Here is a 25,100-nt window from a genome sequence, read left to right as displayed (position 1 = left end):
AACAGTTTAATTGTAATTTCAAAATACATTCTTAGGAGGGGTTATTACGTTTAAAAGTATTAAGAATCCGGCTTTAAGGGAAGTTCTGGACTGGGGAGTTCATATTGCAGTTGCAGTACTTATTGGCTTTTTGATAGTTGCTTTTGTTGGTCAAAGGACAATTGTCAGTGGATCTTCCATGGAGACTACATTGCAGGATGGAGATCAGCTTATCATTGAAAAGATTAGTCCTAAGATAGGCAATCTAAAATATGGAGATATAGTTACAATTGATGTCAGCGATATGAATGGCGTTGACAGGAGTCCTATCATAAAGAGAGTAATTGGTGTTGAAGGAGATAAGATAGAAGTAAGGGACGGCAAAGTTTATCTAAATGGTAAGGCTTTAAAAGAGGACTACATCAATGGTGATTTTACTGATAATATAAGAGAAGAATATTGTAATTTAACGGTCAAAAAAGGGCAAATTTATGTTTTAGGTGATAACCGTACACCAGGAGGAAGCCTAGACAGCAGAACCCTTGGGCCATTTGACATATCAAGGGTAGGCGGAAAGGCCATATTCAGGTTCTGGCCATTTGATAACATGGGAACACCTAAGAAGCATGGGGCACTGTATCAGGATTAATAGTAACCCGGGTATTTTATTATTAAGGAATTACTTTATATTAAGACATATTGGAAAGTGTTTTGTAGTATTCTTATTACAAAGCACTTTTTATTTATAAGATACATCCTAGCGGGATTTGTTACAGATAACTGTAATAGATATTTGTCACTTTTACCCTATATAGATTGTTTATGAGTATTTCAATTTGGGTACAAATAAAGCACAAATACAAAAATAGTTTCTTTTTATAGAATAAAACTAAAATGTCTTTAGTAAATTTAATATGTATGGCTATTTCAAAAAACAAAACATAATAGCCGAAGGTCTTATAAATGTGGGTTTTTGCCTTTTCAAGCTATTGACAATTGTAAAGTGAAAAGTATAATAGGGTATGTAGAATAAAAGTTATTTATACTCTATTGATAGCAGAATATTACATTGGAAGGATCGAATGGATATTGAAAGTTTTGGTATAAATAAGTTGTGGGGTTGGTCAAATGAGGATTGGAATACCTAGGGCACTGCTTTACTACTATTATTATCCGGTATGGGTTACAATGTTTAAGGAGCTTGGTTTTGAAATTGTAATTTCGGATGATACCAATAAGAAAATGATAGATGAGGGCATTAAGGTTACTGTACAGGAAATATGTGTACCCATTAAAATATTTAACAGCCACGTTTTAGATCTCATTAAAAATGGGGTAGATTATATATTTATACCCAGAATGGTTAGTATAAAAAAATATGAAACATTTTGTCCCAAGTTTTTGGGATTGCCAGATATGGCCAAAGTTATTTTTAAAGACTATGGTGACAGGATATTATCACCAAAAATTTTGAATAAAAATGAAAATATAACTAACTTTTCTAGTTACAAAGGGATAACGTCTAAACTAGGCATTGCTCCGTCAAAGATGAAAGGTGCTTTAAGAGCTGCTGACAGGGAGTTTGAAAAGTATAGAAGCTTAAGTCAAAAAGGTTTTACTCTGGATGAAATATTAAACGGAAAAACTTCAGATGAGCCTTTTAAAAATACTTCTCCTGATGCCGTGAATATTGGTGTTTTAGGATATGTATATAATATATATGATAGTTTTATTTCTATGGATATAATTTCGAAATTCAGAAGTCTAGGTGCAAACATTGTTACATTCGATATGCTTTCAGAAAAAGATATATATAAACATATGGAACATCTTAAAAAGCAATTATTCTGGACATTCAGCAACAAGCTGCTTGGTGCGGGACTATATTTTCTAAATGAAGACAGGTTCGATGGTATAGTTCATATAACTGCCTTTGGATGTGGTCCGGACTCGTATATCGGAAAAATGATGGAGCTGGATTCTGAAAAAAAACACAAGCCGTTTTTGACCATAAGGGTTGATGAGCATACAGGAGACAGCCATTTGGTAACCAGAGTTGAAGCTTTTACAGATATGCTTAAGAGAAGAAAGATGCCACAGTTTGGGAGAGTTTCAGTATGAGAATATCTTTTCCTCATATGAGCCCGGTTATAGTGTATAAAAAACTTCTTGAAATGTTGGGGCATGAGGTAATCGTTCCTCCCAAGCCCACTCAAAAGACATTTGATCTTGGTGTTAAGCATTCACCTGAGTTTGCATGCTTCCCTCTTAAAGTAATTTTGGGTTCTTATATTGAATCCATAGAGATGGGGGCAGAAGCAATAATTACCTCGGGAGGCCATGGGCCATGCAGGGCCGGTTATTACGGCGAATTACATGATAGAATACTTAAAAACCTTGGCTACAAATGCGATATAATAGTTATAGATGCTATTTTTCCACACTTTTGGGATTTTACCAAAAAAGCATTAAAGATAGCTAACGGTACATCTATATTTAAAATAGTAAAAACATTGAAGGTTGTTTATAAACTTTCCTATGCCATAGACAGGGTTGAAAAGAGAATTGAAAAAATGAGAGCCTATGAAATTAATGAGGGTGATTGTGAAAGGGCATGGAATAAAATTCTTAAGGTGTTCGACAAAACAAAAACCATAACTGAAATTGAAGAGGCAGGGAAGGAAGCTAACAGGATGCTTGATGGAGTTCCTGTTATCCAAGTGGAGGAAAGCAATAAAATACGAATTGGTATAATTGGTGAAATCTATGTAGTATTGGAATCATCAGTAAATATGGAAATAGAAAAAATACTGGGAACACTTGGTGTCGAAACGGAAAGGTCACAGTATCTTTCCGATTGGATTGAGCATAACATAATACCAGGTTTTATTCGGGATAAAAAGATAGAAAGCATAATAGAACAGGGTGAAGAGTTTATTGAAATAGAGATTGGCGGGCATGCTCAGGAGAATGTAGGATATATTAAGCATTTTAAAGAAATGGGCTTTGATGGAATAATTCATTTGATGCCTTTTGGCTGCTTGCCTGAGTTGGTAAACCAGAGCATTATACCTAACATAATCGAAAGGTTTGATTTGCCTGTTCTTACCATTCCTATAGATGAACAAACAGGTAAAGCCAATAATCAGACCAGAATTGAAGCCTTTGTTGATTTATTAAGAGGAAAGAAGCAACAGAAGATTTGCAAATAGGTTAATCCAACCAGTAGAAAAGGGGTTCGAAATGAAAGAGGTATATATTGGTATTGATATTGGGTCAGTAAGCACAAATATAATAATAATTGATAAAAATTTCAATGTTGTTTTTGATTACTATGCAAGGAGTAACGGACAACCTCTTAATTCTGTAAAGGTTGGACTCACAGAGCTGAAATCAAAAGTCAATGAAGATATCAAGGTTAGGGGAATTGGAACAACAGGGAGCGGAAGACAGTTAATAGGTGCAATGATCGGAGCCGATGTTGTAAAAAATGAAATAACTGCTCATGCTGCAGCCACCTTGCATTATGTTCCCGATGTTCGTACAATTTTTGAAATCGGAGGGCAGGACTCCAAAATTATTATACTCAAGGATCAGGTAGTGGTCGACTTTTCAATGAATACTGTTTGTGCTGCCGGTACAGGGTCTTTTCTGGATCATCAGAGCGAAAGGCTTAAGGTTCCCATAGAGGAGTTTGGAGACTTAGCTCTTACAGCACAGAAGAATGTTAGAATAGCCGGAAGATGCACTGTATTTGCAGAATCCGACATGGTCGCTAAGCAGCAGTTCGGATTCTCAAAGGCAGAAATAATAAATGGACTTTGTGAAGCCCTTGTCAGAAACTATATAAACAATCTTGGAAGGGGAAAAGTACTTGTGCCTCCATTCGTATTTCAGGGAGGAGTAGCAGCAAATAAAGGTATAAGAGCGGCGTTTGAAAAAGAAGTAGGTCATAAGGTTATTGTACCTAAATACTTTAATGTTATGGGTGCTATAGGTGTTGCGATTCTTGCTAAGGAGCATGTTGAACAAACGGGTGAACCTACTGAATTTAAAGGCTTTGATGTTATAGAGCTTGATTATGTGCCGTCGAGTTTTGAGTGTAACGATTGCTCAAATTTCTGTGAAGTCATAAAGGTCGAGATTGATGGGAAAATTATAGCTGCATTAGGTGATAAATGCGGCAAATGGACTAATTCGTGTAACCCAAGCAAGAGAACTCAAAGAAAAGTGTCGGCTGTAAAAAGCACCGAATGAGGTAAAAACACCCATCATATTGTATTTTGGGCTTTCTTGTTGTATAATGTAACGTGATTTTTATAACATGAAAAATGCTTCATTATATATATATTTAACTATAAAAGTATAACTATAACTTCTACAATTTGTATCTTTGCCGTACATTTATAGTTTAGAGTCAAATTAAATTGGGAGGTCTATAGCAGATTATTTATATCTGCATAATGCTATGTATAATACAACTATTTACAATTTAGGAATTGATATTGGTTCCACAACTGTAAAAATTGCAATATTAGATGATAAGAAACAGATTTTATTTTCCGATTATATGAGGCATTTTGCCAATATTAAGGAAAGTCTTTGTGAGCTTATCAATAAAGCTCACAAAAAATTAGGTGATATAAAAATAGCAGCAATGATTACGGGCTCAGGTGGTCTTTCGCTTTCCAATCATCTTGGCGTACCGTTTACCCAGGAGGTAATTGCAGTGTCCACTGCATTGTCTACTTTTGCACCTAAGACAGATGTTGCAATTGAACTCGGTGGTGAAGATGCCAAGATCATATATTTTGAAGGCGGGAATGTTGAACAGCGAATGAATGGTATCTGTGCCGGTGGTACGGGATCTTTTATTGATCAGATGGCGTCACTTCTGCAGACTGATGCTGCAGGTGTTAATGACTATGCAAAAAATTACAAAGCCATTTATCCTATTGCAGCAAGATGTGGGGTATTTGCCAAGTCGGATATTCAGCCTTTAATGAATGAAGGTGCTACAAAAGAGGACTTGTCAGCTTCAATTTTTCAGGCTGTTGTAAATCAGACAATCAGCGGACTTGCATGCGGTAAACCAATTCGCGGTCATGTAGCATTTTTAGGAGGACCTCTTCACTTTTTATCCGAGCTTAAAGAAACATTTATCAGAACTCTTAAATTAGATGATGAGCACAGGATTATACCTGAAAATTCTCATCTGTTTGCTGCAACAGGTTCTGCATTAAATGCAAATAAAGAAATCAATACCACCCTTTCAGCTTTAGAGGCCAAGCTTTCAGGTAAAATAAAAATGGAATTTGAAGTGGAAAGAATGGAGCCCCTGTTTAAGAATGAAGAAGATTATATTGTATTCAAGAAGCGTCATGACAGAAATACAGTAAAGCGTGGCAGTCTTAATGATTATAGAGGAAAGTGTTTTTTAGGAATTGATGCCGGTTCCACAACAACAAAAGCAGCCTTGATAGGTGAAGACGGGACACTATTATATTCTTTCTATAGCAATAATAATGGCAGTCCTCTTACAACAACAATTAATGCAATTAAAGATATTTATTCCAAACTTCCGGAAAATGCACAAATTGTACATTCATGTGCTACGGGATATGGTGAAGCTTTAATTAAAAGTGCACTTATATTGGATGAAGGTGAAGTTGAGACAGTTGCACATTACTATGCTGCTTCATTCTTCGACCCTGAAGTTGACTGTATCCTGGACATTGGTGGCCAGGATATGAAATGTATTAAAATTAAGAATCATACTGTAGACAATGTGCAGCTTAATGAAGCATGTTCATCAGGCTGTGGTTCCTTTATTGAAACCTTTGCAAAATCATTAAATTACAGTGTTCAGGATTTTGCAAAAGCTGCCCTATTTGCAAAAAATCCCATTGATCTTGGGACAAGATGTACAGTATTTATGAATTCCAAGGTTAAACAAGCTCAAAAAGAAGGTGCTGAGGTTGCGGACATATCGGCAGGTCTGGCTTACTCTGTAATTAAAAATGCACTGTATAAGGTAATTAAGGTTAGTTCTGCATCTGAACTTGGAAAGCATATTGTTGTGCAGGGTGGGACTTTCTATAATGATGCTATTCTAAGAAGCTTTGAAAGAGTTGCAGAGTGTGAGGCTATAAGACCTGATATTGCCGGTATTATGGGTGCATTTGGTGCAGCTTTGATTGCAAGAGAACGCTATGATGAAAGCAAATCCACAACAATGCTTCCTCACGATGAAATCAATAACTTGGAATTTACTACAAAAATGTCACACTGTAAAGGTTGTACCAACAATTGTCTTTTAACCATTAACCGTTTTAGCGGCGGAAGACAGTTTGTCACATGTAATCGTTGTGAACGTGGTGCGGGCGGTCAGAAAAATAAAGATAATATTCCAAACCTATTTGAGTACAAAGCCAAGCTGCTGTTTGATCGTGAAATCCTTACAGAAGAGGAAGCGGTTCGTGGAACTGTAGGTATTCCACGTGTTCTAAATATTTATGAAAACTATCCTTTCTGGGCGGAGTTTTTTAAGGAACTTAAATTCAAGGTGGTTTTATCGCCTGAATCAACAAGGAAGATGTATGAGCTTGGCATTGAATCAATTCCAAGTGAATCGGAATGTTACCCTGCCAAACTGGCCCACGGTCATGTTATGTGGCTTTTACAAGAGGGGGTAAAATATATATTTTATCCGTGTATTCCTTATGAACGTCAGGAATTCAAAGATGCACACAATCACTATAACTGCCCCATTGTTACATCTTATGCAGAAAATATAAAAAACAATATGGATGAGCTTAAGAATCCGGATATTTTATTTATGAGTCCATTTCTTCCATTTACCAATCTTAAGGTATTAACCAAAAGACTTGTGGAAGAGTTTGGCGGCCAGTTTAATATTTCAGTTGAGGAAGTAACACAAGCGGCTAAAATAGCCTGGGATGAAATGGAATTAGCTCATAAAAAAATTCAGCAGAAAGGGGAAGAAACCCTTAAGTATTTGGAACAAACAGGTGGTCACGGAATTGTTCTTGCAGGACGTCCATACCATATTGATCCGGAAATAAATCATGGTATTCCGGAACTTATTACATCCTATGGTATAGCCGTATTTACAGAAGACTCTGTTTCTCACCTTTCTAAGGTGGAAGGACCTCTTCTTGTTATGGATCAATGGATGTATCACTCAAGGCTTTATGCTGCTGCAGAATATGTTAAGCAACGTGACGATCTTGATTTGATTCAGCTTAACTCCTTTGGCTGCGGTCTTGATGCTGTAACCACTGATCAGGTATATGATATATTGGAGGATTCCGGCAAGATTTATACATGTTTAAAAATAGATGAAGTTAATAACTTAGGTGCAGCACGTATTCGTGTCCGTTCCCTTCTTTCTGCAATCAAAGTAAGAAAGCAAAGCGGAACCAAAAGAACAATTGTGCCTGCTAGATATGAAAGAGTACTGTTTACAAAGGAAATGCGTGACAATTACACAATTCTTGCTCCGCAGATGTCGCCGATTCATTTTTCTATTATAGAACCGGTCTTTAGGTCATGCGGCTATAATATAGTGCTTTTGGACAATGACGGCAAGAAGGCTGTTGATGTTGGGCTTAAATATGTTAATAATGATGCTTGCTATCCTTCTTTGATGGTAGTGGGACAGATTATGGAAGCGGTCTTATCAGGTAAATATGATTTATCAAAAACTGCAGTAATGATCACACAAACCGGCGGTGGATGCCGTGCCAGCAACTATATCGGATTTATCCGCAGAGCATTGCGTAAAGCGGGTCATCCGCATATACCAGTACTTTCGCTTAATTTGGTAGGGTTGGAAAAGAACCCGGGATTTAAAATCACACCAGAGTTGGGAATAAAAGCAATTTATAGCGTGGTGTTCGGGGATGTAATGATGCGTTGTCTTTATGCCACTCGTCCATACGAATTGGAAGAAGGATCTGCCAATGTATTGCATAAAAAGTGGGAAAGTAAATGTATAGAATTTCTAACAAAAAGCAAATATCCTTCATTTGCAAGGTATAAGAAGATTTGTCGCGAAATTATACGTGATTTTGATTCTCTGCCGCGTAAAGACATAAAGAAGCCCCGGGTTGGAGTTGTAGGCGAAATCCTTGTAAAGTTTATGCCAGCGGCAAATAACTATCTTGTTGATTTATTGGAAGCTGAAGGTGCTGAAGCTGTTGTTCCTGATTTGTTGGACTTTTTTCTGTACTGTTTTTATAACAGCAACTTCAAGTATGAAAAGCTGGGAATGAAAAAATCATCAGCAGTAAAGGCAAATGCAGGAATTAAGGCTATTGAATGGCTTCGTTCTGCTGCAAGGGAGGAATTTAAAAAGAGTACTCACTTTGATCCTCCTGCTCATATTGAAGATTTGGCTAAAATGGCTTCAGAAATTGTCTCATGTGGTAATCAGACCGGTGAAGGCTGGTTCTTAACCGGCGAAATGCTTGAATTAATACACACAGGTGCAAGCAATATAGTCTGTACTCAGCCATTTGGATGCTTACCTAATCATATTGTTGGCAAGGGTGTTATTAAAGAACTTAGAAGGCATTATCCGAAATCAAATGTTGTTGCTATTGATTATGATCCTGGAGCAAGTGAAGTAAACCAATTAAATAGGATTAAATTAATGCTTTCAACTGCATTTAAAAATCTTTAAAAAATAGTCTTAAACATAACAAAAAAGAAGGTGAAAACCTTCTTTTTTGAATGCCTAGGAAATTTTGATCATTCCTTAATACCTGCTTTTAGCTTCTGGCATATATTTTGTACGGCCTTTTTTCTTGCTCGTCTTTTTCTTTTCCAGATTATTGATGGATCTGTAGAAGAAAAATGCTAAAACAGCAAATCCAACTAAACTTCCTATTACAACCATGATCTGTGCACTCATTAGTGTACCTGCCTAATCTATAATATTTAAATTAAATTATATTAATATTATAGTGGCACAGGTTAAGTAAATCAAGTCCAGATAAAAAGATGTTTAAGTATATAAAATGGTAATAGAACGATAACAGGAATCCAATATACCTTTATGTATCAGAATGCTGTCAGGTTTTCCATGCTGAAGATGTTTAGTTGAGGATCATTATAGCTGCTTTTGTAAAATTTGAATTCTGTAAGAAGATTTTGATGACCGCAGCAATCGCAGATAAAATTTAAGCCGTCTAACTTTGAAATTTCCAATTCCGGTAGATTAAGAATAATAGCTTTGCAATTATAACAACGCAATGATTTAAAGCTGTACATAATAATTCCTCCTTGATCTAAGGCCCGAATTTAAATAAATACAATCTAAGCTTAACTTTTGAAGTGAATTAATGTAGGAACTATTTATTATTGAAATAAATACCCGATTAATTTGAAATCTAACAGGTTTGAAAAAGAATTATTACTATGACAACGCAATTATAGTATATAACAAAACTATAACATTGGAAATGCTTCGACAAAAAGTGCTAAAATACGACATAAAATTCACTGGAAATTAACACAGTGTTGCAAACGGAAACAGACAATAACTAAAATGGTAATAATGGAATGGGGCTTGGAATATTATTATAAAAAGCATGTACCGGAGGAAAAATGAAGACAAGACATATAAAAAACAAAAGTATATTTATTAAAAGTGTATCTAAAATTGCTTTATTTGTACTTTTATCATTTGCAGCTATTAAGGGAGGCACACTTGGAGGAAATTTGCTATCGAGATTTGAAGGTACATTTGTTGGCAATATAGATGTTCATAATTTCAAGTCCATGCTAAACAACTCGTTTCCTATTATTGATTCGGTTTATAACAGTGGTAACATAAGTGTTTCATTATATGGAGAAATCAAAGGTATGATCAGCAGGATATTTGGGTTTGATTTTAGCAGTCCTGAAACGGTATTGAATTCAAACTTGGTGATATTAAGCAATTATTATATTAAGGACTATCCTGACGTTTTGCTAAATAGAGAAAAGCAAGTCAAACTGGATTATTCCAATGATGAAAATGCTGTAGACAACGAAAAAAACGGGCTTTTGGTAGATCAGAGCAGTATTTATACCGAGGAAGATGAAGTGCCTGGCGGAAATAAAGAGAATAAGGATAATAAAAAAAATAACATAGGGAATCAATCTCAGGCCAAAATAGCTATTAATAATGATACAGATGAGAAAATAGCCATAAGTGAACTTCTGAAAGCTCCTATAAGTAAATTGACATCAAAAAAGGGGCCGAAGGTCCTTATTTATCATACTCATACAACTGAGTCCTATATTGATAAAATCAGTAACTTGAATAAAACTAATTTGCCATCATGGTCAAAAGACCCTCAAAAAGGTGTTGTAAGAGTAGGAGAACAACTGGCATCAATATTAAGGAAAAGCTATGGCATAGATGTAATACATAACGGCACCATCCATGATTACCCTGATTACAACAGTTCCTATGCGAATTCTCTTAAAACAGCATCAAGCATATTGAAAAGCTATCCTTCCATTAACGTTATAATAGACCTCCATAGGGACGGTCTTGCCGCACAAGGTAAAAAACTCAGGGCTGTTAAAGAAGTAAATGGAAAAAAGGCTGCCCAGGTAATGTTTGTTATGGGTACAAATAAACGTGGTCTTTACCATCCAAATTGGAAGGAAAACCTTAAGTTTGCATTAAAGCTCCAGGATACTTTAAATAAAATATGTCCAGGACTTGCCAAGCCGATTAATTTAAGCATCAACAGATATAATCAGCATGTATCCAATAAAGCAATAATAATAGAAGTAGGAGGGGATGGAAATCTGATGGAAGAATGTCTTGAGAGCACCAAGTACTTAGCACAGGCTATTAATGAAGTTGTTAAGAATTAAATGACATATCAAAATTTTTACATGTCTATTTAGTTGAATTTATGGGAAATATAAGTTTTGACAGACCAATACAATAGATTTACCGCTTTTAATAGATTGGCTCGGAGGAATAAAAATGAATAGAGTTGAAAAATTCAAAGAATTGAGAATGCGTAGAAGAAGATTAGTCTTATGCATTGTTCTATTTGTTTTTATCATCTTGGCTGGTTTTGCCACAGTAGATTATTCGTTAAACAGTATTATGAACAATGATAAAAGAATCAAGATGATTTCTTTTACAAGGACTAATAGGTCATGTATAAACATAGGAATAATGAATATAAATATGAATATAGATTTAAGGATTATAAATAAGAGCTGTGAGAAACTAAAAAAACTTTTAAAGCAATGAAGATGATATATTTTAAAGCGATTTAAAATAATTATAAAATAATGTGAAATTTAGCAAAAATATAATGAAAAATATTAATTATATGTTATAATAAGGATTATTGATTTTTAGTCATGATAAAAAATAACTTCCGCTATAAATTTTGCTCATGTGTTGACTTAACTCGTAAACAGCCGCTTAGAAAGCGGAAGTGATTTTTCATTCATGCCTTAGTAACTACATATCGGTATCTTTATTGCAAGTTTTTAAATGTTTTTAGTTTATACGCTCATTCTGGGAATTATGAAAGGTGGACTGTTTTTAAACATCTTTCCTTCTATAAGGAGATTTCAAAAATTTCCTTGGTCAATTTTTATTGTGGAGAGCAGTAGATTAAGCATTTTTGAAATCTCCAGTTGACCAGTTATTTTTTAGAAATCACCTATATTAATTCAATAAAATACGGGAGGTTTTTGAAATGAAAAAGTATGTATATTTATTCAGCGAAGGTAATGCTTCGATGAAAAACCTGCTTGGCGGTAAAGGTGCGAATCTGGCTGAAATGACTGGTTTGGGACTGCCGGTTCCAAGAGGGTTTACCGTTACAACAGAAGCTTGTACGAAGTACTATGATGATGGTAAAGTAGTTTCCAAAGAAATCGAAGAAGAAATCTATGCTATGATGGCAAAAACAGAGGAGATAGTCGGAAAAAAATTCGGTGACCCTTCAAATCCTTTTCTCGTATCTGTTCGTTCAGGAGCCAGGGCTTCAATGCCGGGTATGATGGACACAATTCTAAATCTTGGTCTTAACGATACTGTTGTAGAAGGCCTGGCAAAGCTTACTGATAACGAAAGGTTTGCATATGACAGTTATAGAAGGTTTATACAGATGTTCAGTGATGTTGTTATGGAAGTAGAAAAACCCAAGTTTGAAAAGATCCTTGATGCAGTAAAAGAAGAGAATAACGCTCATTTTGATACAGACTTAACTGCAGTTAACCTTAAAGAAGTTGTTAAGAGATATAAGGAGCTCTTTAAAAAAGAAAAGGGTTTTGATTTCCCTCAGGAGCCTAAGATACAGCTTTTAGAAGCTGTAAAAGCAGTTTTCCGTTCTTGGGACAACCCACGTGCCATAGTGTACAGAAGGCTTAATGATATACCTGGTGACTGGGGTACTGCAGTTAACGTTCAGGAAATGGTATACGGTAACATGGGAAATGATTCAGGTACCGGTGTTGCATTTACTAGAAATCCATCTACAGGGGAAAAGAAGCTTTATGGAGAATTCTTGATGAATGCACAGGGAGAGGATGTTGTTGCAGGTATCAGAACTCCTCAATCAATAGATCAATTAAAAGAAATCAATCCGGATGCATACAATCAATTTATCAATATAGCAGATACATTGGAAAAACATTATAGAGACATGCAGGACATGGAGTTTACCATTGAAAAAGGTAAGCTGTTCATGCTCCAGACAAGAAACGGTAAGAGAACTGCTGCTGCAGCGTTAAAGATCGCAGTTGATCTTGTAGCAGAAGGTATGGCAACCAAGGACGAAGCTGTAATGAAAGTTGATCCCAAGCAGTTGGATGCACTTTTACATCCTAACTTTGAGCCGAAGGCTCTTAAGGCTGCTGTTCCTGTTGCAAAAGGTTTGCCTGCTTCACCGGGAGCTGCGACAGGAAAGGTATATTTCGAAGCGGATGATGCGGTTAATGCATTTAAAGCAGGAGAAAAGAATGTTATACTTGTAAGACTTGAAACTTCACCGGAAGATATTGAAGGTATGCATGTATCACAAGGCATACTAACCGGCCGCGGAGGTATGACTTCACATGCTGCTGTTGTTGCACGTGGCATGGGCACTTGTTGCGTAGCCGGTTGTGGTGAAATCAAAATAAATGAAGAAGAAAGATATTTTTTGGATAAAAATGGCAAGAAGTACGTTGAAGGTGACTGGATATCCCTGGATGGTTCAACGGGTAATGTATACGGTGATAAGCTTCCGACTGTTGAGCCCCAGATGACTGGTGATTTTGCCAAGTTGATGGGCTGGGCGGATGAGATCCGTACATTGAAGGTTAGAACAAACGCAGATACTCCTCATGATGCTAAACAGGCAATGGAGTTTGGTGCAGAAGGTATAGGTTTGTGCCGTACAGAGCACATGTTCTTCGAAGCTGACAGAATACCTGCAATGAGAGAAATGATTGTTGCAAGAACTGAAGAACAGAGAAGAAAAGCATTAGATAAGCTCCTTCCAATGCAAAGAAGCGACTTTGAAGGCCTCTTTACAGAAATGAAGGGTTATCCTGTTACTATTAGATTTTTGGATCCACCGCTTCATGAGTTCTTGCCGCAGGCTGATGAAGATATTGCGGCTCTTGCAAAAGAGATGGGTCTTACATTTGAAGATCTAAAGGGTATAGTTGCAGACCTCCATGAATTCAACCCAATGATGGGTCATAGAGGATGCCGTTTGGCAGTTACTTATCCGGAAATTGCTGAAATGCAGACAAGAGCAGTTATAGAAGCTGCTATAAACGTTAACAGGAAGGGCATGAATGTTGTGCCTGAAATAATGATTCCATTGGTTGGCGAAATCAAGGAATTGAAATATGTTAAGGATGTTGTTGTGAAGACAGCAGACGAAGTTATAAAGAATGCAGGCGTTAAGCTTGAATATAAAGTTGGAACAATGATAGAAATACCAAGAGCTGCATTGACAGCTGATGATATTGCTAAGGAAGCTGAGTTCTTCTCATTTGGAACAAACGATTTAACTCAGATGACTTTCGGATTTAGCCGTGACGATGCAGGTAAGTTCCTTGATGAATACTATAATAAGAAAATATATGAATCCGATCCGTTTGCAAGACTTGATCAGACAGGTGTCGGTAAGCTTGTTGAAATGTCAGTTAAACTGGGTAAACAAACAAGACCTGATATTAAGCTGGGTATATGCGGAGAGCATGGAGGAGATCCTTCATCAGTTGAGTTTTGCCATAGAGTTGGCCTTAACTATGTTTCATGTTCACCATTCCGTGTGCCTATTGCAAGGCTTGCTGCTGCTCAGGCTGCTATACGTAAAGAAGGAGACCTTGGGCAGAAATAAAGGAATTTTCTGATGAAATAAAAAAGGGCAAGGGCGAAATAAATCACCTTGCTCTTTTACTTTTATTATGTATTATAATAATGTCGTTATCCAGCATAAAATGGGTGCAACAATAATTCCTGGAAGATAATTTGCTACCTTGATTTTGGTAAGGCCAATGATATTCAGTCCAAGTGCAATAATCATCAGAGAGCCTGTACAGGTGATTTCAGCAATAGCAGAATCATTTAATATAGGCTGTAAAAACTGTGCTAACAGAACAATAGAACCTTGAAATACCAAAACGAAAAATGCAGAAAATAATACACCGATACCAAGGCTTACACAAAGCATTGTAGACGATATAAAATCAAGAACCGATTTAGTAAAAAGCATCTCATTATCTCCTGAAAGTCCTGCATTTAAAGAACCTACAATTGTCAGTGCACCTATACAGAACAAAAGACTGGCTGTAACAAAGCCTTCAGCTACTGAAACAGATCCGGAAGAGGATTTGAATTTTTGACCAATCCAATCACCCATAGTGTTTATTCTTTTGTCGATATCCATCCATGTTCCTAGAATGGCCCCTATAACTATGGAAATTATAAGAATTAGTGTGTTTTTTCCCTTTAATGTTCCTGATATTCCAATGTAAATAGTGCATAAACCTATACCAAGCATAACCGCGTCAGTGAACTTTTTGGGAATCCCTTTCTTAAGCATAAGACCAATTAAACTTCCTATAATAACGGCTGCCGTATTAACAATTACACCTATCACCTTGTAACCCCCATTCTACATATCTACATAAGCCAATTAATCTCATATGGCATGACTAAGGTATTATAACACATATATGAGTTTATGTGAAATGCAATCGATTTAAAAAAATTTGAAGATTATCGAAGAACAAATTGAAATATAAATTAATAGATAATAATGTATATAATTGCATCATATCTATTTATAATACGTATTTATGAAATTTACCACTTGGAGGGGATTAAATGAAGAAAAACACATTGAAAAGTTTTTTGCTCACCATTGCAATCTCAACGCAACTTTTTAATTTCACTTCGATTGTATCGGCAGAGTCAGTAAATACAACACAAAAAAATGATGTTTCGGTTTCAAATCGATTGTCACAATTTAGCAATAAAGTAGGATCACTTAATTTTAATCTGATTGAGAAAACATTAAAGGAAGCTCCTGACAATAAGACTTGTATTAAAGCACCAATTGTTAAAATAACAGAACAAAACGGTAAAGCCTTATTAAGCTGGGAGCCAGTAGAAGGTGCAAAATTCTATAATATTAAAAGAGGAAATAGACCGGGAGAACTTGTTGAAATCGCATCCAATATATCGGAGAACGAATATACTGACACTACTGCTGTGGTTAACAGGACCTACTACTACTCGGTGACAGCTGATGATATTTCTTCAAATGAAAGCCCAAACTCCAATATCTTATTAAAATTATCAATTCCTCAGGTACCTGTTTTGTTTGGGGGATGGGAAAATGGATCCATACGGTTAAGATGGACTAAATCAACCGACCAGGAGGGATATGCAATATATCGAAGTACAAGTATGATAAATACTTTGGATGGAACCAGCAGCAAAGGACCATATATACTGCTTGGAGAAACATTGGATAATGAATTTACAAATAAGAATGTAGATGTAAAGTCTGAATATTACTATATTGTAAGGGCATATAACTCAATAGGTCAAAGCGGCAGTTCATATGAACTTAAAGTTTCAAAGGATACAACGCTTAATAATGACTTTATTCCTTATTTGGATAGTGATGAGGATGAAATTAGAAATGAAGAAGAACTTTATTATGGTACAGAAAAAGATAAAATGGATACAGACAGCGATGGCTTAAGTGATGGGTATGAGGTAAATATATCCGGCACTGATCCTACCAATGCCGATAATGACGGAGATGGAATATTAGACGGTGCTGAAATGATATTGAGCTCTAACCCTTGTAAGAAGAACACTATGCAGGACATTACCAAGTTTGCTGTGCGTCCAAACGGTAGTGTTGAGATTGTTGCGAAAGGAAAGGATAATCTTGCTGTCACACCTGTTTGGGTGAGAGTGTGTAAAAACATGCAGCTTAATGCAGTTCCGGGTATTATTGGGAGTCCATATGAAGCTTATATAGGAAACCTGTCGGGACTCAAGTCAAAAATAATTTTTAATTATAACAGTTATGATTTGGGAGGGGTCAATGAAAATTCTCTTTGTATCTTTAAGGTGGATACTGTAAATAAAAAGCTGGTCCCTGTAAAAGGAATTTCGCTGGATAAAATAGCAAAAACAGTATCATGCAGTATACAGTCATCGGGGATATATTTACTGGGAAATAATAAAATGCCCACTTCATATGGAAAGCTGGATATTGTCTTTGCAATGGATGATTTGTCCTTTATTAACGGACAGGAATATGAAAACAAGAGATTGGATTTTTTTAGCCAATTTTTAGATAGTGTTGTAGAAAGTCAAATCCGCTTTGGCATTTTAGACTTTTCAAATAAGAACAATTTTAATGGAAGCAAATTTATAAGCAAAAAAGCAATTATGGAATTACTTAAAAGTAGCGAATCAACCCAAACCGATGATACAGTTTTAACTTCTGATGAAACCAATCTTACAGAAGGATTGATGAAACTAAACAAATATTTTGAAGGTAATAATACTACTGGAAAAGCAGTTATTCTATTTACGGGTAAAAAGAATACAGGAGATAAAAATCAGGTTTTAGATATGGCGAATGTTCTTGCAAAGAAGAATATCAAATTATTTCCCATGTCATATGGGCAGAATGCTGATAAAGAACTGTTACAGGCTGTTGCAAATGCTACAAGGGGAACTTATTTTAATTTGGACAATGATGGGAAATATAAAATTAATGAGGTTGCCGACCAGCTAAAATATGTGTTGGAAACCTTGGCAATGCAGATATTTCCTCTCCAAAATATTTTGACCCAAAAAGTACCGACTCAGGTTAAATGTAAATCAGACTTCATATTAAAGCAGGAGGATTTTCTGCCTAAATCACATGAAGTACTTATGGAAAGATGCTATAGTCCAAATTTTTTAGAAAAACCACTGCTAAATGTGGGATTAGGGTGGAGGACATCATATGAATCAAAAATAAGTGGCATTTCAAATATAGTCTTAGTGAAAGCGGATAACGCAAGCCTGATAGAAAAACCAAGCAAGAGGGCTAAAGTTGTTGGGACCCTTCGTAAAGGAGAAACTTTAAAGTGGCTAAAAACATCAGGGAAATATGTTTTTGTGGAAATGCAAAGCGGCAGGAAAGGTTATATTGCTTCAAAAGATGTACAACTCATAAAAACCGGGATTAATGTGTTATATAGTTCAGGAGACCACTCGATTTTTCAGCTAAATGGAAATAAATTAGCTGCACCTCCAGGATGCACGGATAAACTTATAAAAACCAAAGATGGATATGAATTAATAAGAAAAGATAATTTGCGATATAAATATGAAAGCCTGCCTTCAGGTAAGCTTATCTTAGTAACAAACCCCAAAGGAAGTACATACAAGATTTCCTATAAAGGAGAGCAAATTTCATCAATCGAAACCGCCGGTGATAAGTTTGGATTTACATATAATTCCGATAAATCACTTCAATGTATTTATGATAATAATGATTTTGCAATTAACTATAAATATGGCCCGAAATGTGTTTTAGATGCAGTTTACGACACCGAAGGAAATAGTGTCACATATAGCTACGATAGGTTAAATGACATATACAAGATAAAAACAATATCTGATGCTAGTGAAAAAGAAACTTACATAAAACAATCAAAGGATAATAAAAATGCAATAATATATAATTATATTCCCGATGAGGATATGGGAAAAAGCGAGAGTGGAATAGGAATCCTATCTGAAAAATATGAGTCAAGAGGAGCAGGTGGTGCGGCCTGTATCGCAAACAATCCTCAGGATGCCGGGGGCAAGAGTTATGGCGCATGGCAGCTTGCTTCAAAAACAGGTTCTCTAGACGCTTTTTTAAAGTGGCTAAGAGATGACTTGGCATCAAATAATAATGATTCTCTTCAAAGTGTTGCAGAAAGTGTATATGGAAAGCTCTCAGATGCTAAAGCCCTGGATAATGGATTCGGTAATAATTTTGATGCTGCATGGAAAGAAATTGCGTTAAACGGCTATCAGGATTTTTTGGAAATCCAAAGCAGATATATAAAACTCAAGTACTATGACCGTGCAGATGCTGCTCTAAAGAACTATTACGGATTTGATATTAGTCAAAGAAGCCGGGCTCTTAGATCTGTACTGTTTTCAACAAGCGTTCAACATGGCACAGGTGTTGTATCACCCAAGGAAGTATATACATACCTAGGCTCTGTGCCAATTTTTAGAAAAGCATTAGAATCCGGCCTGGGAGTACCTGAGGGTAAGTTGGTTAATACCTCTCCTGGGACCTATGATTTTTCCAAAATTACAGATGAAGAGATTATTAATGCTGTATATGATGACCGCAGCAAATGCATGACACTGGAAGACATGCAGTATATAGTTACAAAACTATGGGGAAGGGCGGATGCCTCCAAGGTAATCCAGATAGTAAATATAATAAGGCAAGTATGCAAACAGATTGCTGAGCAATATGGAATTGAGAATCTGGTTTTGTACCACTTTTCGGGAAATGGACCAGATGTTCAGTCTGCAGTGTATAGAAGGTTATCTGTTAATGAACGGGCTGATGCTCTTAGGATGCTGCAAAATCCAAGAGCGCTTCCATAAAGGGGACTCTCGTGCTGTGTGGACAATTAAGTAAGTGATTAAATTTTACTTGCATATCTCCATAAAAACTTCATAACTTTAAGCTAAAATAGAATTACTTTACTTAATAGTAATTCTATTTTTATTGGCATCCTATTTGTGGCAATCTGTTAAAAGGTAAGAAAGGATGATATTTATGACTTTGTTTTTATTGATCATTGCAGCGATAATTATTTATTACTTCTTTATATATAAAGATAATAATAGAAGGAGTTTTTTTACTAACAATGAAAAAAGATGTCCGAATTGTAGAAACATAGTTGAAGAAAGTTTTAATGTATGCCCTATTTGTAAGGAAACATTACAAAAGAGATGCGAAAGTTGCGGGAAAAGAATAAATCCTATATGGAAGTATTGTCCATATTGTGAAAATCCAATTAAGAAATAAAGATATTATAGTAATTAAAAAGAGTGGGGTACAATGAAAAATAAAATAAGAATTAAAGTGTTGCTTGCTATTTTAATAATAGCTATCAGCCTTCTGCATTATTTTGGAGGAGATAAGGATTTGCCTATCCATAATTTTTATAGGCTTTTTTATTATATACCTATTATTCTTTCTGCTTTCAATTTTGGATTCAGAGGAGGTATTACTGCTTCACTGGCTGTAAGTTTAATTTATTCTCCTTATATTCTCCTTTCGCTGCAGGCTTTTAATGTCCAGGCTATTAATGAATTTTTAGATGTTATTTTATTTTTTACAGTTGGTGCTGTGACAGGGACGTTAGTGGAAAAGAAAAATTTTAATCTTGTTAAGCTCGATGAGGAACTTAAAAGGTACAAACTTCTTGAAAACTATACAAATAGCATTATTGAAAGTATCAGGAGCGGTGTAATTGCAGTGAATAACGATATGCTTGTAACCATGGTAAACCAAGAGGCAAAAAATATACTTGGTACAGGATGTGAGTGTATAGGGCAAAATTTTACAGATATTTTTGCCTTACACGATAAAGTTAAGGATAGTGTTTATAGAGCATTTAAAGAGAAGATATCTAACGAAAGCATAGAACTTATAATTAATAAGAATGGAAAGGAAATGATAATAAAAGTCAGTGTTTATCCGCTAAACTTTGAAAATGTTAAGAAAGGCTTGGTCATAATCATTGACGATATCACCGAGCTTAAAAAGATGCAAATGGAATTGATGCGCAATGAAAAGCTTGTAGCGATAGGAGAACTTTCAACGGGAGTTGCACATGAAATTAGAAACCCGCTCGGAATAATTAAGGCAATAGAACAAACAATGAAAAAAGAATTAAAAGACAATCCCGAAGCATTAAAGGAGCTTGATATTATAGATGAGGAAGTTGAGAGGGCAAATAAGGTCGTAAAGACACTTATGGATTTTGGCAGGCCGCCAAGAGGTGAAAAAAGTGTGTATCCTTTAGATTGTGTGGTTGAAGACGTTTTAAATATAACAAATAAATATATAACACAGCATGGGGTAAAGGTTATATTTAATAAAACAGGGGATACAAGTTCTTTTATTGACAGGGATCTCTTAAAACAAGCCTTTGTAAATATTATTTTTAATGCAGTGCAAGCAATGCCGGATGGAGGTACACTTGGAATTTCTGTTGTTAATATAAATGAAAACCTAATAAAAGCAGTTTTTGAGGATACTGGGATTGGTATTAATAAGGAAAGTATTGATAAAATTTTTAATCCTTTTTACACAGCAAAGAAAGATGGGACTGGTCTTGGGCTTTCAATAGTGCATAGGATTGTCAAGGAACATGGAGGCACAGTGAAAGTATCCAGCATTGAAGGGAAAGGAACAGTATTTGAGGTTATGCTTCCAGTAAGGGGGATCTAAATAGATGAAGAAAATTCTTATTGCAGATGATGAAAAAAATATGAGATGGATACTTGGTAAAACCTTGAGGGATGAAGGATTTACCATTGTTGAAGCAGCAGATGGGCAGGAGGCCTTTGAACTTTTTATTGATCAAGAGCCTGATATGATTATACTCGATTATCGAATGCCGGAAATTGATGGCTTGGATGTTTTAAAGAGGATCAAAATGATGGACCAAAGAGTTCCGGTTATAATGATTACTGCCCATGGGAGCACCGATGCAGCTGTAGAAGCTATGAAGCTTGGAGCTATTGATTACATTTCAAAACCGTTTGATATAGAAGAACTTAAAATTACAATAAAAAAGGCATTGAACATTGAAGAGCTTAACAATACTATAGACTACCTGAAAACACGCGTTAGTGAGGCTTATGATACTAGGATTATTGGCAGCAGCAAAAAAATGCAGGATGTATTTGATTTAATTGATAAAGTAGCAGATACTCCTGCAACGGTTCTTATCACTGGTGAGAGCGGTACCGGTAAGGAACTGGTTGCTAATGCGATACACAATAAAAGCAGTAGGAAGGATAAACCGTATATAAAGGTAAACTGTGGTGCAATACCTGAAACACTTATCGAAAGCGAGCTTTTTGGTTACGAAAAAGGTGCTTTTACAGGTGCACAAAGCCGAAAGGTGGGGAGGTTTGACAGGTCACAGGGGGGGACTTTGTTTTTAGATGAGATTGGCGAACTACCTTTACACCTTCAGGTTAAAATATTAAGGGTTCTTCAGGAAAGAGAGTTTGAGCGGGTTGGAGGGACAGAGGTAATAAAAGCTGATGTCCGTGTAATTGCAGCAACAAATAGAGATTTGGAAAAGATGGTTCAGGAAGGAACTTTCAGAGAAGATCTTTTGTATAGACTAAAAATTATACCAATACAAATTCCTGCTTTGAGGGAGCGAAAAGAGGATATTCCTCAGCTCGTTGACTATTTTATTTCCAAGTTTGTAAAGGAAATGAACAAGGAGCCTGTAAAAATGTATGAGGATGCTTTGAATATATTAACAAATTATGATTTTCCAGGTAACATTAGGGAACTTGAAAATATTATTGAGCGTTCGGTTATACTGGCTTCAGATGGGGTCATTACTGCATCAATTTTGCCAAAGGAGGTTGTTAAGGGAGCATATTCTAAAAGGGATATATTTATACTTCCGTCAGGGGGGATTTCAATCGAAGAAGTAGAAGAAAGCTTTGTCAGACAAGCACTTGATCTTGCAAAAGGAAACCAGACACAAGCAGCAAAACTTCTCGGAATATCCAGACACGCACTTATATATAGGTTGGAAAAGTACAAAATACAGTAAGAAAAGAGCTCTTGCCTGATGTTTTTATCAATGCCTGGGGATATAATGGTACTACTCTAGGACCAACGATTCAGGTCTATCCTGGTGATTATGTAAATATAAGGGTGTATAATAAGCTGCCAGAAGAAAATTTAATATAATTAAAGTGGGTGTTTGTTAAAGTGTTTTCTTTACATATACCCACTTCTTAACATAATATAGATTAATGGTCCTTTTGATATAATTAAAGTATTTGATATGCAAGGGCTTATTTTTTATCCATTAAATCTTTGATATATTGCCGCATTTCATCCTCTTCTATAGCTCCAACCCTTTTAGCAGCAATATTTCCGTCTTTATCTATAAAATAAGATACAGGAATAGCAGATATATTGTACTTAGATCCAATGCTTTGGTCGGAATCCAAAAGTACTTTAAAGCTATAATTGTTTTCATTGATAAAGTTTTTTACAGTTTCCTTGTCTTCACCTAAGTCGATTGCAAGGACAACCAGCCCTTTATCTTTATATTCCTTGTATAACTTTTCTATGGCAGGCATTTCTTTGCGGCATGGTGGGCACCATGTTGCCCAGAAGTTCAGATATACATTTTTTCCATGAAAATCTTTTAGTGATACTTTATTACCATCTAAATCAGATAATGTAAAGTCTATGGCTTTGTTAGCTTCAGTAGTATCATTGGAAGAAGGCTTGTTCTGAGATCCGGCTTGAGGGCTTTCTGATATATTGTTTATCCTTCCATTATCTTTCTTATAGTTCGTTGTAACAAATATAGCAACAACTACTAAAATTATTGCTGTACCCCAAATTAATATATTCTTTTTCATAATGTTTTACTCCCTCCTAAAGGTTAAAAAAGTTTAAGTAACGGCTAAGTATAGTGAGCTTGTTTGTAAAAATTAAAACGCCCATAATAATCATCAAAACTCCACTTACAGCAGAAACTGCAGGGAGAAATCTAGAGAACTTCTTAAAATACACTGAGAAATTACCAATTGCCAGTGCAGTTAATAAAAATGGTACGGCAAGGCCAAGTGAGTATATTGATAGTAATAAGATACCTTTTCCAATCGTGTCCTGGCTACCGGCATAAATCAGAATAGTTGAAAGTATCGGGCCTATACAGGGTGTCCATCCGGTGGCAAATGCCATTCCTATAAATATTGAGCTGACATTTTTACTTGTACCAAATGGAAGCAGTCTTTTTTCTCTGTACAGCATATTAATTTTAAATAATCCAATAGTATGAAGGCCAAAAATGATTATAATTATCCCGCCTACTTGCCGAAACAAACCTTGATTTTCTGAAAACAATTTTCCCAATGAACTTACTGATGCACCCATCATGATGAAAATTAATGTAAAACCTATAACAAACCCTACAGATTTATAAAACAAGTTAAATCTATCCTTTCCGGATGTTATATCAGTTACAGCAGAACCGGTAAGATAGCTTATGTATGCAGGGATCAAAGGCAGGACACACGGTGACAAAAATGAAAGCAAGCCTGCTGAAAAGGCCAGTATAAAGGATATATTTTCCATGTCGTAATCACCTCCTCCAGCTAATAAAACATACCCATTATTATTTGTTTTGAAACATTATGCTTATTCAAATGTTTTTTTAAAATTATAAATTATAGTCATGAAGAATTTATGAAGAATTCTAAAATGCATTGTGCAATTTGTAACATAGAGGTGTTCAGAATTGAACATTTATAATTTGTGATTTTAGCTTTTACATTTTCATAAAGCAAAACAGTGCATAGTTCAAACGTTTCTTATGTTGGCATGATTCTTGCTCTTAAATAATAGCAAGAAGGGAATGATATGCTGAAACAAGAGGGAGGTGATATAATGAGTAATTCAAATGGCAATTCAATATTCAAAATAATAGCAGCTATCCTTCTGGTGGCCATCGGTTTTTGGCTAATTTCAAATTTGCTTATTGGAACAGGTTTGGGGATAAATATAGGCTTTAGGAGCGGATATGGAGGAGATCATATGTATATGGGATCTGGAGCAGGTTATGGGTCGATGGGAATAATATCTTTTGTTTTGTTTCTATTAATTAAGATTTTGTTTGTACTTTTTATTGTTGGTTTAATTATCGGGATAGTTGTGGCTGTAAAGAAATATGTATTTACCGATGATGACATCCGCAAAATAAAGGGTACATTTTCAGGAAAAAAGGCTGATGCTGTTAAGAAGATATGTACAGATTGCGGTAAGGAATTAAATGATGAATGGAAGGTTTGTCCCGTCTGTGGAAATGCAAAAGAAACATTAAATTCGTAAAGGAGGTCATTGTTATGACTAATAGTGGAGTTTTGGGCAATACTTGGTTCAAGCTGGCGGTAGTTTCTCTTGTGGGTATCATTTTGATCTTTGCAGTTTTATGGGGAATAAACACGTTTAATGGGTACTATGGATATGGAAGTATGAATATGGGAAATGGATACCATAATGGAATGCAAATGCAAGGTGGAATGAATATGGGTAGCATGAATATGAACGGTATGAATATGAATGGCGGAATGCAAGGCGGTATGGGAATGCATGGAATGATGGGCGGTATGAACATGGGTGGAAATATGCAAGGCGGAATGGGTATGATGGGCGGCATGGGAATGCATTAAAATCTATCATATATAAAAAACCCTACTGGAAAACCGGTAGGGTTTTTTGCTTCTAGGAAATTATGGCTATTATGCAACGTAATTT

At 35.7% G+C, this 25,100-nt stretch carries 20 protein-coding genes; 15 read left to right on the top strand and 5 right to left on the bottom strand.

From position 1 onward, the window contains the following. Positions 1 to 43: 43 nt before the first annotated feature. From lepB to Bccel_RS16155, 5 genes are all read left to right on the top strand, one after another. Positions 44 to 628, top strand: coding sequence for a signal peptidase I (gene lepB, locus Bccel_RS16175; protein ID WP_276326136.1), 585 nt, complete (start codon positions 44 to 46; stop codon positions 626 to 628). 479 nt (positions 629 to 1,107) lie between these two features. Then, entirely contained in the window at positions 1,108 to 2,100 is a 993-nt protein-coding gene (locus tag Bccel_RS16170) for an acyl-CoA dehydratase activase-related protein (protein ID WP_036939150.1), read from the top strand. Next, positions 2,097 to 3,191, top strand: a complete 1,095-nt coding sequence (locus tag Bccel_RS16165) for a 2-hydroxyacyl-CoA dehydratase (protein WP_036939149.1) — start codon at positions 2,097 to 2,099, stop codon at positions 3,189 to 3,191. The genes Bccel_RS16170 and Bccel_RS16165 overlap by 4 nt, the downstream gene beginning before the upstream one ends. Positions 3,192 to 3,222: 31 nt before the next feature. Continuing rightward, positions 3,223 to 4,236, top strand: coding sequence for an acyl-CoA dehydratase activase (locus Bccel_RS16160; RefSeq protein ID WP_036939148.1), 1,014 nt, complete (start codon positions 3,223 to 3,225; stop codon positions 4,234 to 4,236). A 211-nt stretch (positions 4,237 to 4,447) separates the two neighbouring features. After that, positions 4,448 to 8,686: a 2-hydroxyacyl-CoA dehydratase gene (locus tag Bccel_RS16155; RefSeq protein ID WP_036939147.1), complete on the top strand. Its 4,239-nt coding sequence runs from the start codon at positions 4,448 to 4,450 to the stop codon at positions 8,684 to 8,686. A gap of 75 nt (positions 8,687 to 8,761) precedes the next feature. Here Bccel_RS16155 and Bccel_RS30295 read toward each other — a convergent pair whose 3' ends face one another. Then, the gene (locus tag Bccel_RS30295; protein ID WP_154673443.1) at positions 8,762 to 8,917 is read right to left on the bottom strand and encodes a hypothetical protein; all 156 of its coding nucleotides are present in this window, start codon (positions 8,915 to 8,917) and stop codon (positions 8,762 to 8,764) included. Positions 8,918 to 9,066: 149 nt separating this feature from the next. After that, complete coding sequence (locus tag Bccel_RS16150; RefSeq protein WP_036939146.1) at positions 9,067 to 9,276, bottom strand: hypothetical protein; 210 nt, start codon at positions 9,274 to 9,276, stop codon at positions 9,067 to 9,069. A 336-nt stretch (positions 9,277 to 9,612) separates the two neighbouring features. Between Bccel_RS16150 and spoIIP the strand changes: the two genes are divergently transcribed. The 3 genes from spoIIP (at position 9,613) to ppdK (ending at position 14,369) form a co-directional block, all read left to right on the top strand. Continuing rightward, entirely contained in the window at positions 9,613 to 10,878 is a 1,266-nt protein-coding gene (gene spoIIP / locus Bccel_RS16145; protein WP_036939145.1) for a stage II sporulation protein P, read from the top strand. Positions 10,879 to 10,993: 115 nt separating this feature from the next. Further along, the gene (locus Bccel_RS16140) at positions 10,994 to 11,269 is read left to right on the top strand and encodes a hypothetical protein (protein ID WP_036939144.1); all 276 of its coding nucleotides are present in this window, start codon (positions 10,994 to 10,996) and stop codon (positions 11,267 to 11,269) included. 457 nt (positions 11,270 to 11,726) lie between these two features. Continuing rightward, entirely contained in the window at positions 11,727 to 14,369 is a 2,643-nt protein-coding gene (gene ppdK / locus Bccel_RS16135; RefSeq protein ID WP_036939143.1) for a pyruvate, phosphate dikinase, read from the top strand. A 72-nt stretch (positions 14,370 to 14,441) separates the two neighbouring features. Here the strand turns inward: ppdK and Bccel_RS16130 are convergent, their stop codons facing one another. Next, a complete protein-coding gene (locus tag Bccel_RS16130; protein ID WP_036939142.1) occupies positions 14,442 to 15,131 on the bottom strand; it encodes a DUF554 domain-containing protein in 690 nt (229 codons plus the stop codon). Positions 15,132 to 15,358: 227 nt separating this feature from the next. Between Bccel_RS16130 and Bccel_RS16125 the strand changes: the two genes are divergently transcribed. From Bccel_RS16125 to Bccel_RS32130, 5 genes are all read left to right on the top strand, one after another. Beyond that, positions 15,359 to 19,165 carry a VgrG-related protein gene (locus Bccel_RS16125; RefSeq protein ID WP_050753547.1) on the top strand — a complete coding sequence of 1,269 codons (3,807 nt, stop codon included), beginning with the start codon at positions 15,359 to 15,361 and terminating at the stop codon, positions 19,163 to 19,165. A 166-nt stretch (positions 19,166 to 19,331) separates the two neighbouring features. Beyond that, on the top strand, positions 19,332 to 19,592 hold the full coding sequence (locus Bccel_RS32610) for a double zinc ribbon domain-containing protein (RefSeq protein ID WP_081926830.1): 261 nt from the start codon (positions 19,332 to 19,334) through the stop codon (positions 19,590 to 19,592). A gap of 33 nt (positions 19,593 to 19,625) precedes the next feature. Beyond that, positions 19,626 to 21,023, top strand: a complete 1,398-nt coding sequence (locus Bccel_RS16115; protein WP_050753545.1) for a two-component system sensor histidine kinase NtrB — start codon at positions 19,626 to 19,628, stop codon at positions 21,021 to 21,023. A gap of 4 nt (positions 21,024 to 21,027) precedes the next feature. Beyond that, the gene (locus Bccel_RS16110; RefSeq protein WP_036939140.1) at positions 21,028 to 22,377 is read left to right on the top strand and encodes a sigma-54-dependent transcriptional regulator; all 1,350 of its coding nucleotides are present in this window, start codon (positions 21,028 to 21,030) and stop codon (positions 22,375 to 22,377) included. Positions 22,378 to 22,388: 11 nt separating this feature from the next. Continuing rightward, a complete protein-coding gene (locus Bccel_RS32130; RefSeq protein ID WP_081926829.1) occupies positions 22,389 to 22,517 on the top strand; it encodes a multicopper oxidase domain-containing protein in 129 nt (42 codons plus the stop codon). 107 nt (positions 22,518 to 22,624) lie between these two features. On the opposite strand, the gene Bccel_RS16105 is transcribed toward Bccel_RS32130, so the two are convergent. Then, a complete protein-coding gene (locus Bccel_RS16105) occupies positions 22,625 to 23,203 on the bottom strand; it encodes a TlpA family protein disulfide reductase (protein WP_036939139.1) in 579 nt (192 codons plus the stop codon). Positions 23,204 to 23,219: 16 nt separating this feature from the next. Then, complete coding sequence (locus tag Bccel_RS16100; protein WP_036939138.1) at positions 23,220 to 23,921, bottom strand: cytochrome c biogenesis CcdA family protein; 702 nt, start codon at positions 23,919 to 23,921, stop codon at positions 23,220 to 23,222. 312 nt (positions 23,922 to 24,233) lie between these two features. Between Bccel_RS16100 and Bccel_RS16095 the strand changes: the two genes are divergently transcribed. Together Bccel_RS16095 and Bccel_RS16090 are read left to right on the top strand one after the other, a co-directional pair. Further along, positions 24,234 to 24,674 carry a zinc ribbon domain-containing protein gene (locus Bccel_RS16095; protein ID WP_160317737.1) on the top strand — a complete coding sequence of 147 codons (441 nt, stop codon included), beginning with the start codon at positions 24,234 to 24,236 and terminating at the stop codon, positions 24,672 to 24,674. 14 nt (positions 24,675 to 24,688) lie between these two features. Continuing rightward, on the top strand, positions 24,689 to 25,015 hold the full coding sequence (locus Bccel_RS16090; RefSeq protein ID WP_036939136.1) for a hypothetical protein: 327 nt from the start codon (positions 24,689 to 24,691) through the stop codon (positions 25,013 to 25,015). Positions 25,016 to 25,100: the final 85 nt, after the last annotated feature.

This window comes from Pseudobacteroides cellulosolvens ATCC 35603 = DSM 2933, assembly GCF_001262605.1.
Lineage (GTDB): Bacteria > Bacillota > Clostridia > Acetivibrionales > DSM-2933 > Pseudobacteroides > Pseudobacteroides cellulosolvens.
This window is presented reverse-complemented; position numbering and strand designations above follow the sequence as displayed.

Excerpts from the sequence above, each read along its gene's own strand:
- Bccel_RS16170 (WP_036939150.1), top strand. The coding sequence starts at position 1,108 with ATGAGGATTGGAATACCTAGGGCACTGCTTTACTACTATTATTATCCG.
- Bccel_RS16165 (WP_036939149.1), top strand. The coding sequence starts at position 2,097 with ATGAGAATATCTTTTCCTCATATGAGCCCGGTTATAGTGTATAAAAAA.
- Bccel_RS16160 (WP_036939148.1), top strand. The coding sequence starts at position 3,223 with ATGAAAGAGGTATATATTGGTATTGATATTGGGTCAGTAAGCACAAAT.
- Bccel_RS16155 (WP_036939147.1), top strand. The coding sequence starts at position 4,448 with ATGTATAATACAACTATTTACAATTTAGGAATTGATATTGGTTCCACA.
- Bccel_RS30295 (WP_154673443.1), bottom strand. The coding sequence starts at position 8,917 with ATGAGTGCACAGATCATGGTTGTAATAGGAAGTTTAGTTGGATTTGCT.
- Bccel_RS16150 (WP_036939146.1), bottom strand. The coding sequence starts at position 9,276 with ATGTACAGCTTTAAATCATTGCGTTGTTATAATTGCAAAGCTATTATT.
- spoIIP (WP_036939145.1), top strand. The coding sequence starts at position 9,613 with ATGAAGACAAGACATATAAAAAACAAAAGTATATTTATTAAAAGTGTA.
- Bccel_RS16140 (WP_036939144.1), top strand. The coding sequence starts at position 10,994 with ATGAATAGAGTTGAAAAATTCAAAGAATTGAGAATGCGTAGAAGAAGA.
- ppdK (WP_036939143.1), top strand. The coding sequence starts at position 11,727 with ATGAAAAAGTATGTATATTTATTCAGCGAAGGTAATGCTTCGATGAAA.
- Bccel_RS16125 (WP_050753547.1), top strand. The coding sequence starts at position 15,359 with ATGAAGAAAAACACATTGAAAAGTTTTTTGCTCACCATTGCAATCTCA.
- Bccel_RS32610 (WP_081926830.1), top strand. The coding sequence starts at position 19,332 with ATGATATTTATGACTTTGTTTTTATTGATCATTGCAGCGATAATTATT.
- Bccel_RS16115 (WP_050753545.1), top strand. The coding sequence starts at position 19,626 with ATGAAAAATAAAATAAGAATTAAAGTGTTGCTTGCTATTTTAATAATA.
- Bccel_RS16110 (WP_036939140.1), top strand. The coding sequence starts at position 21,028 with ATGAAGAAAATTCTTATTGCAGATGATGAAAAAAATATGAGATGGATA.
- Bccel_RS16105 (WP_036939139.1), bottom strand. The coding sequence starts at position 23,203 with ATGAAAAAGAATATATTAATTTGGGGTACAGCAATAATTTTAGTAGTT.
- Bccel_RS16100 (WP_036939138.1), bottom strand. The coding sequence starts at position 23,921 with ATGGAAAATATATCCTTTATACTGGCCTTTTCAGCAGGCTTGCTTTCA.
- Bccel_RS16095 (WP_160317737.1), top strand. The coding sequence starts at position 24,234 with ATGAGTAATTCAAATGGCAATTCAATATTCAAAATAATAGCAGCTATC.
- Bccel_RS16090 (WP_036939136.1), top strand. The coding sequence starts at position 24,689 with ATGACTAATAGTGGAGTTTTGGGCAATACTTGGTTCAAGCTGGCGGTA.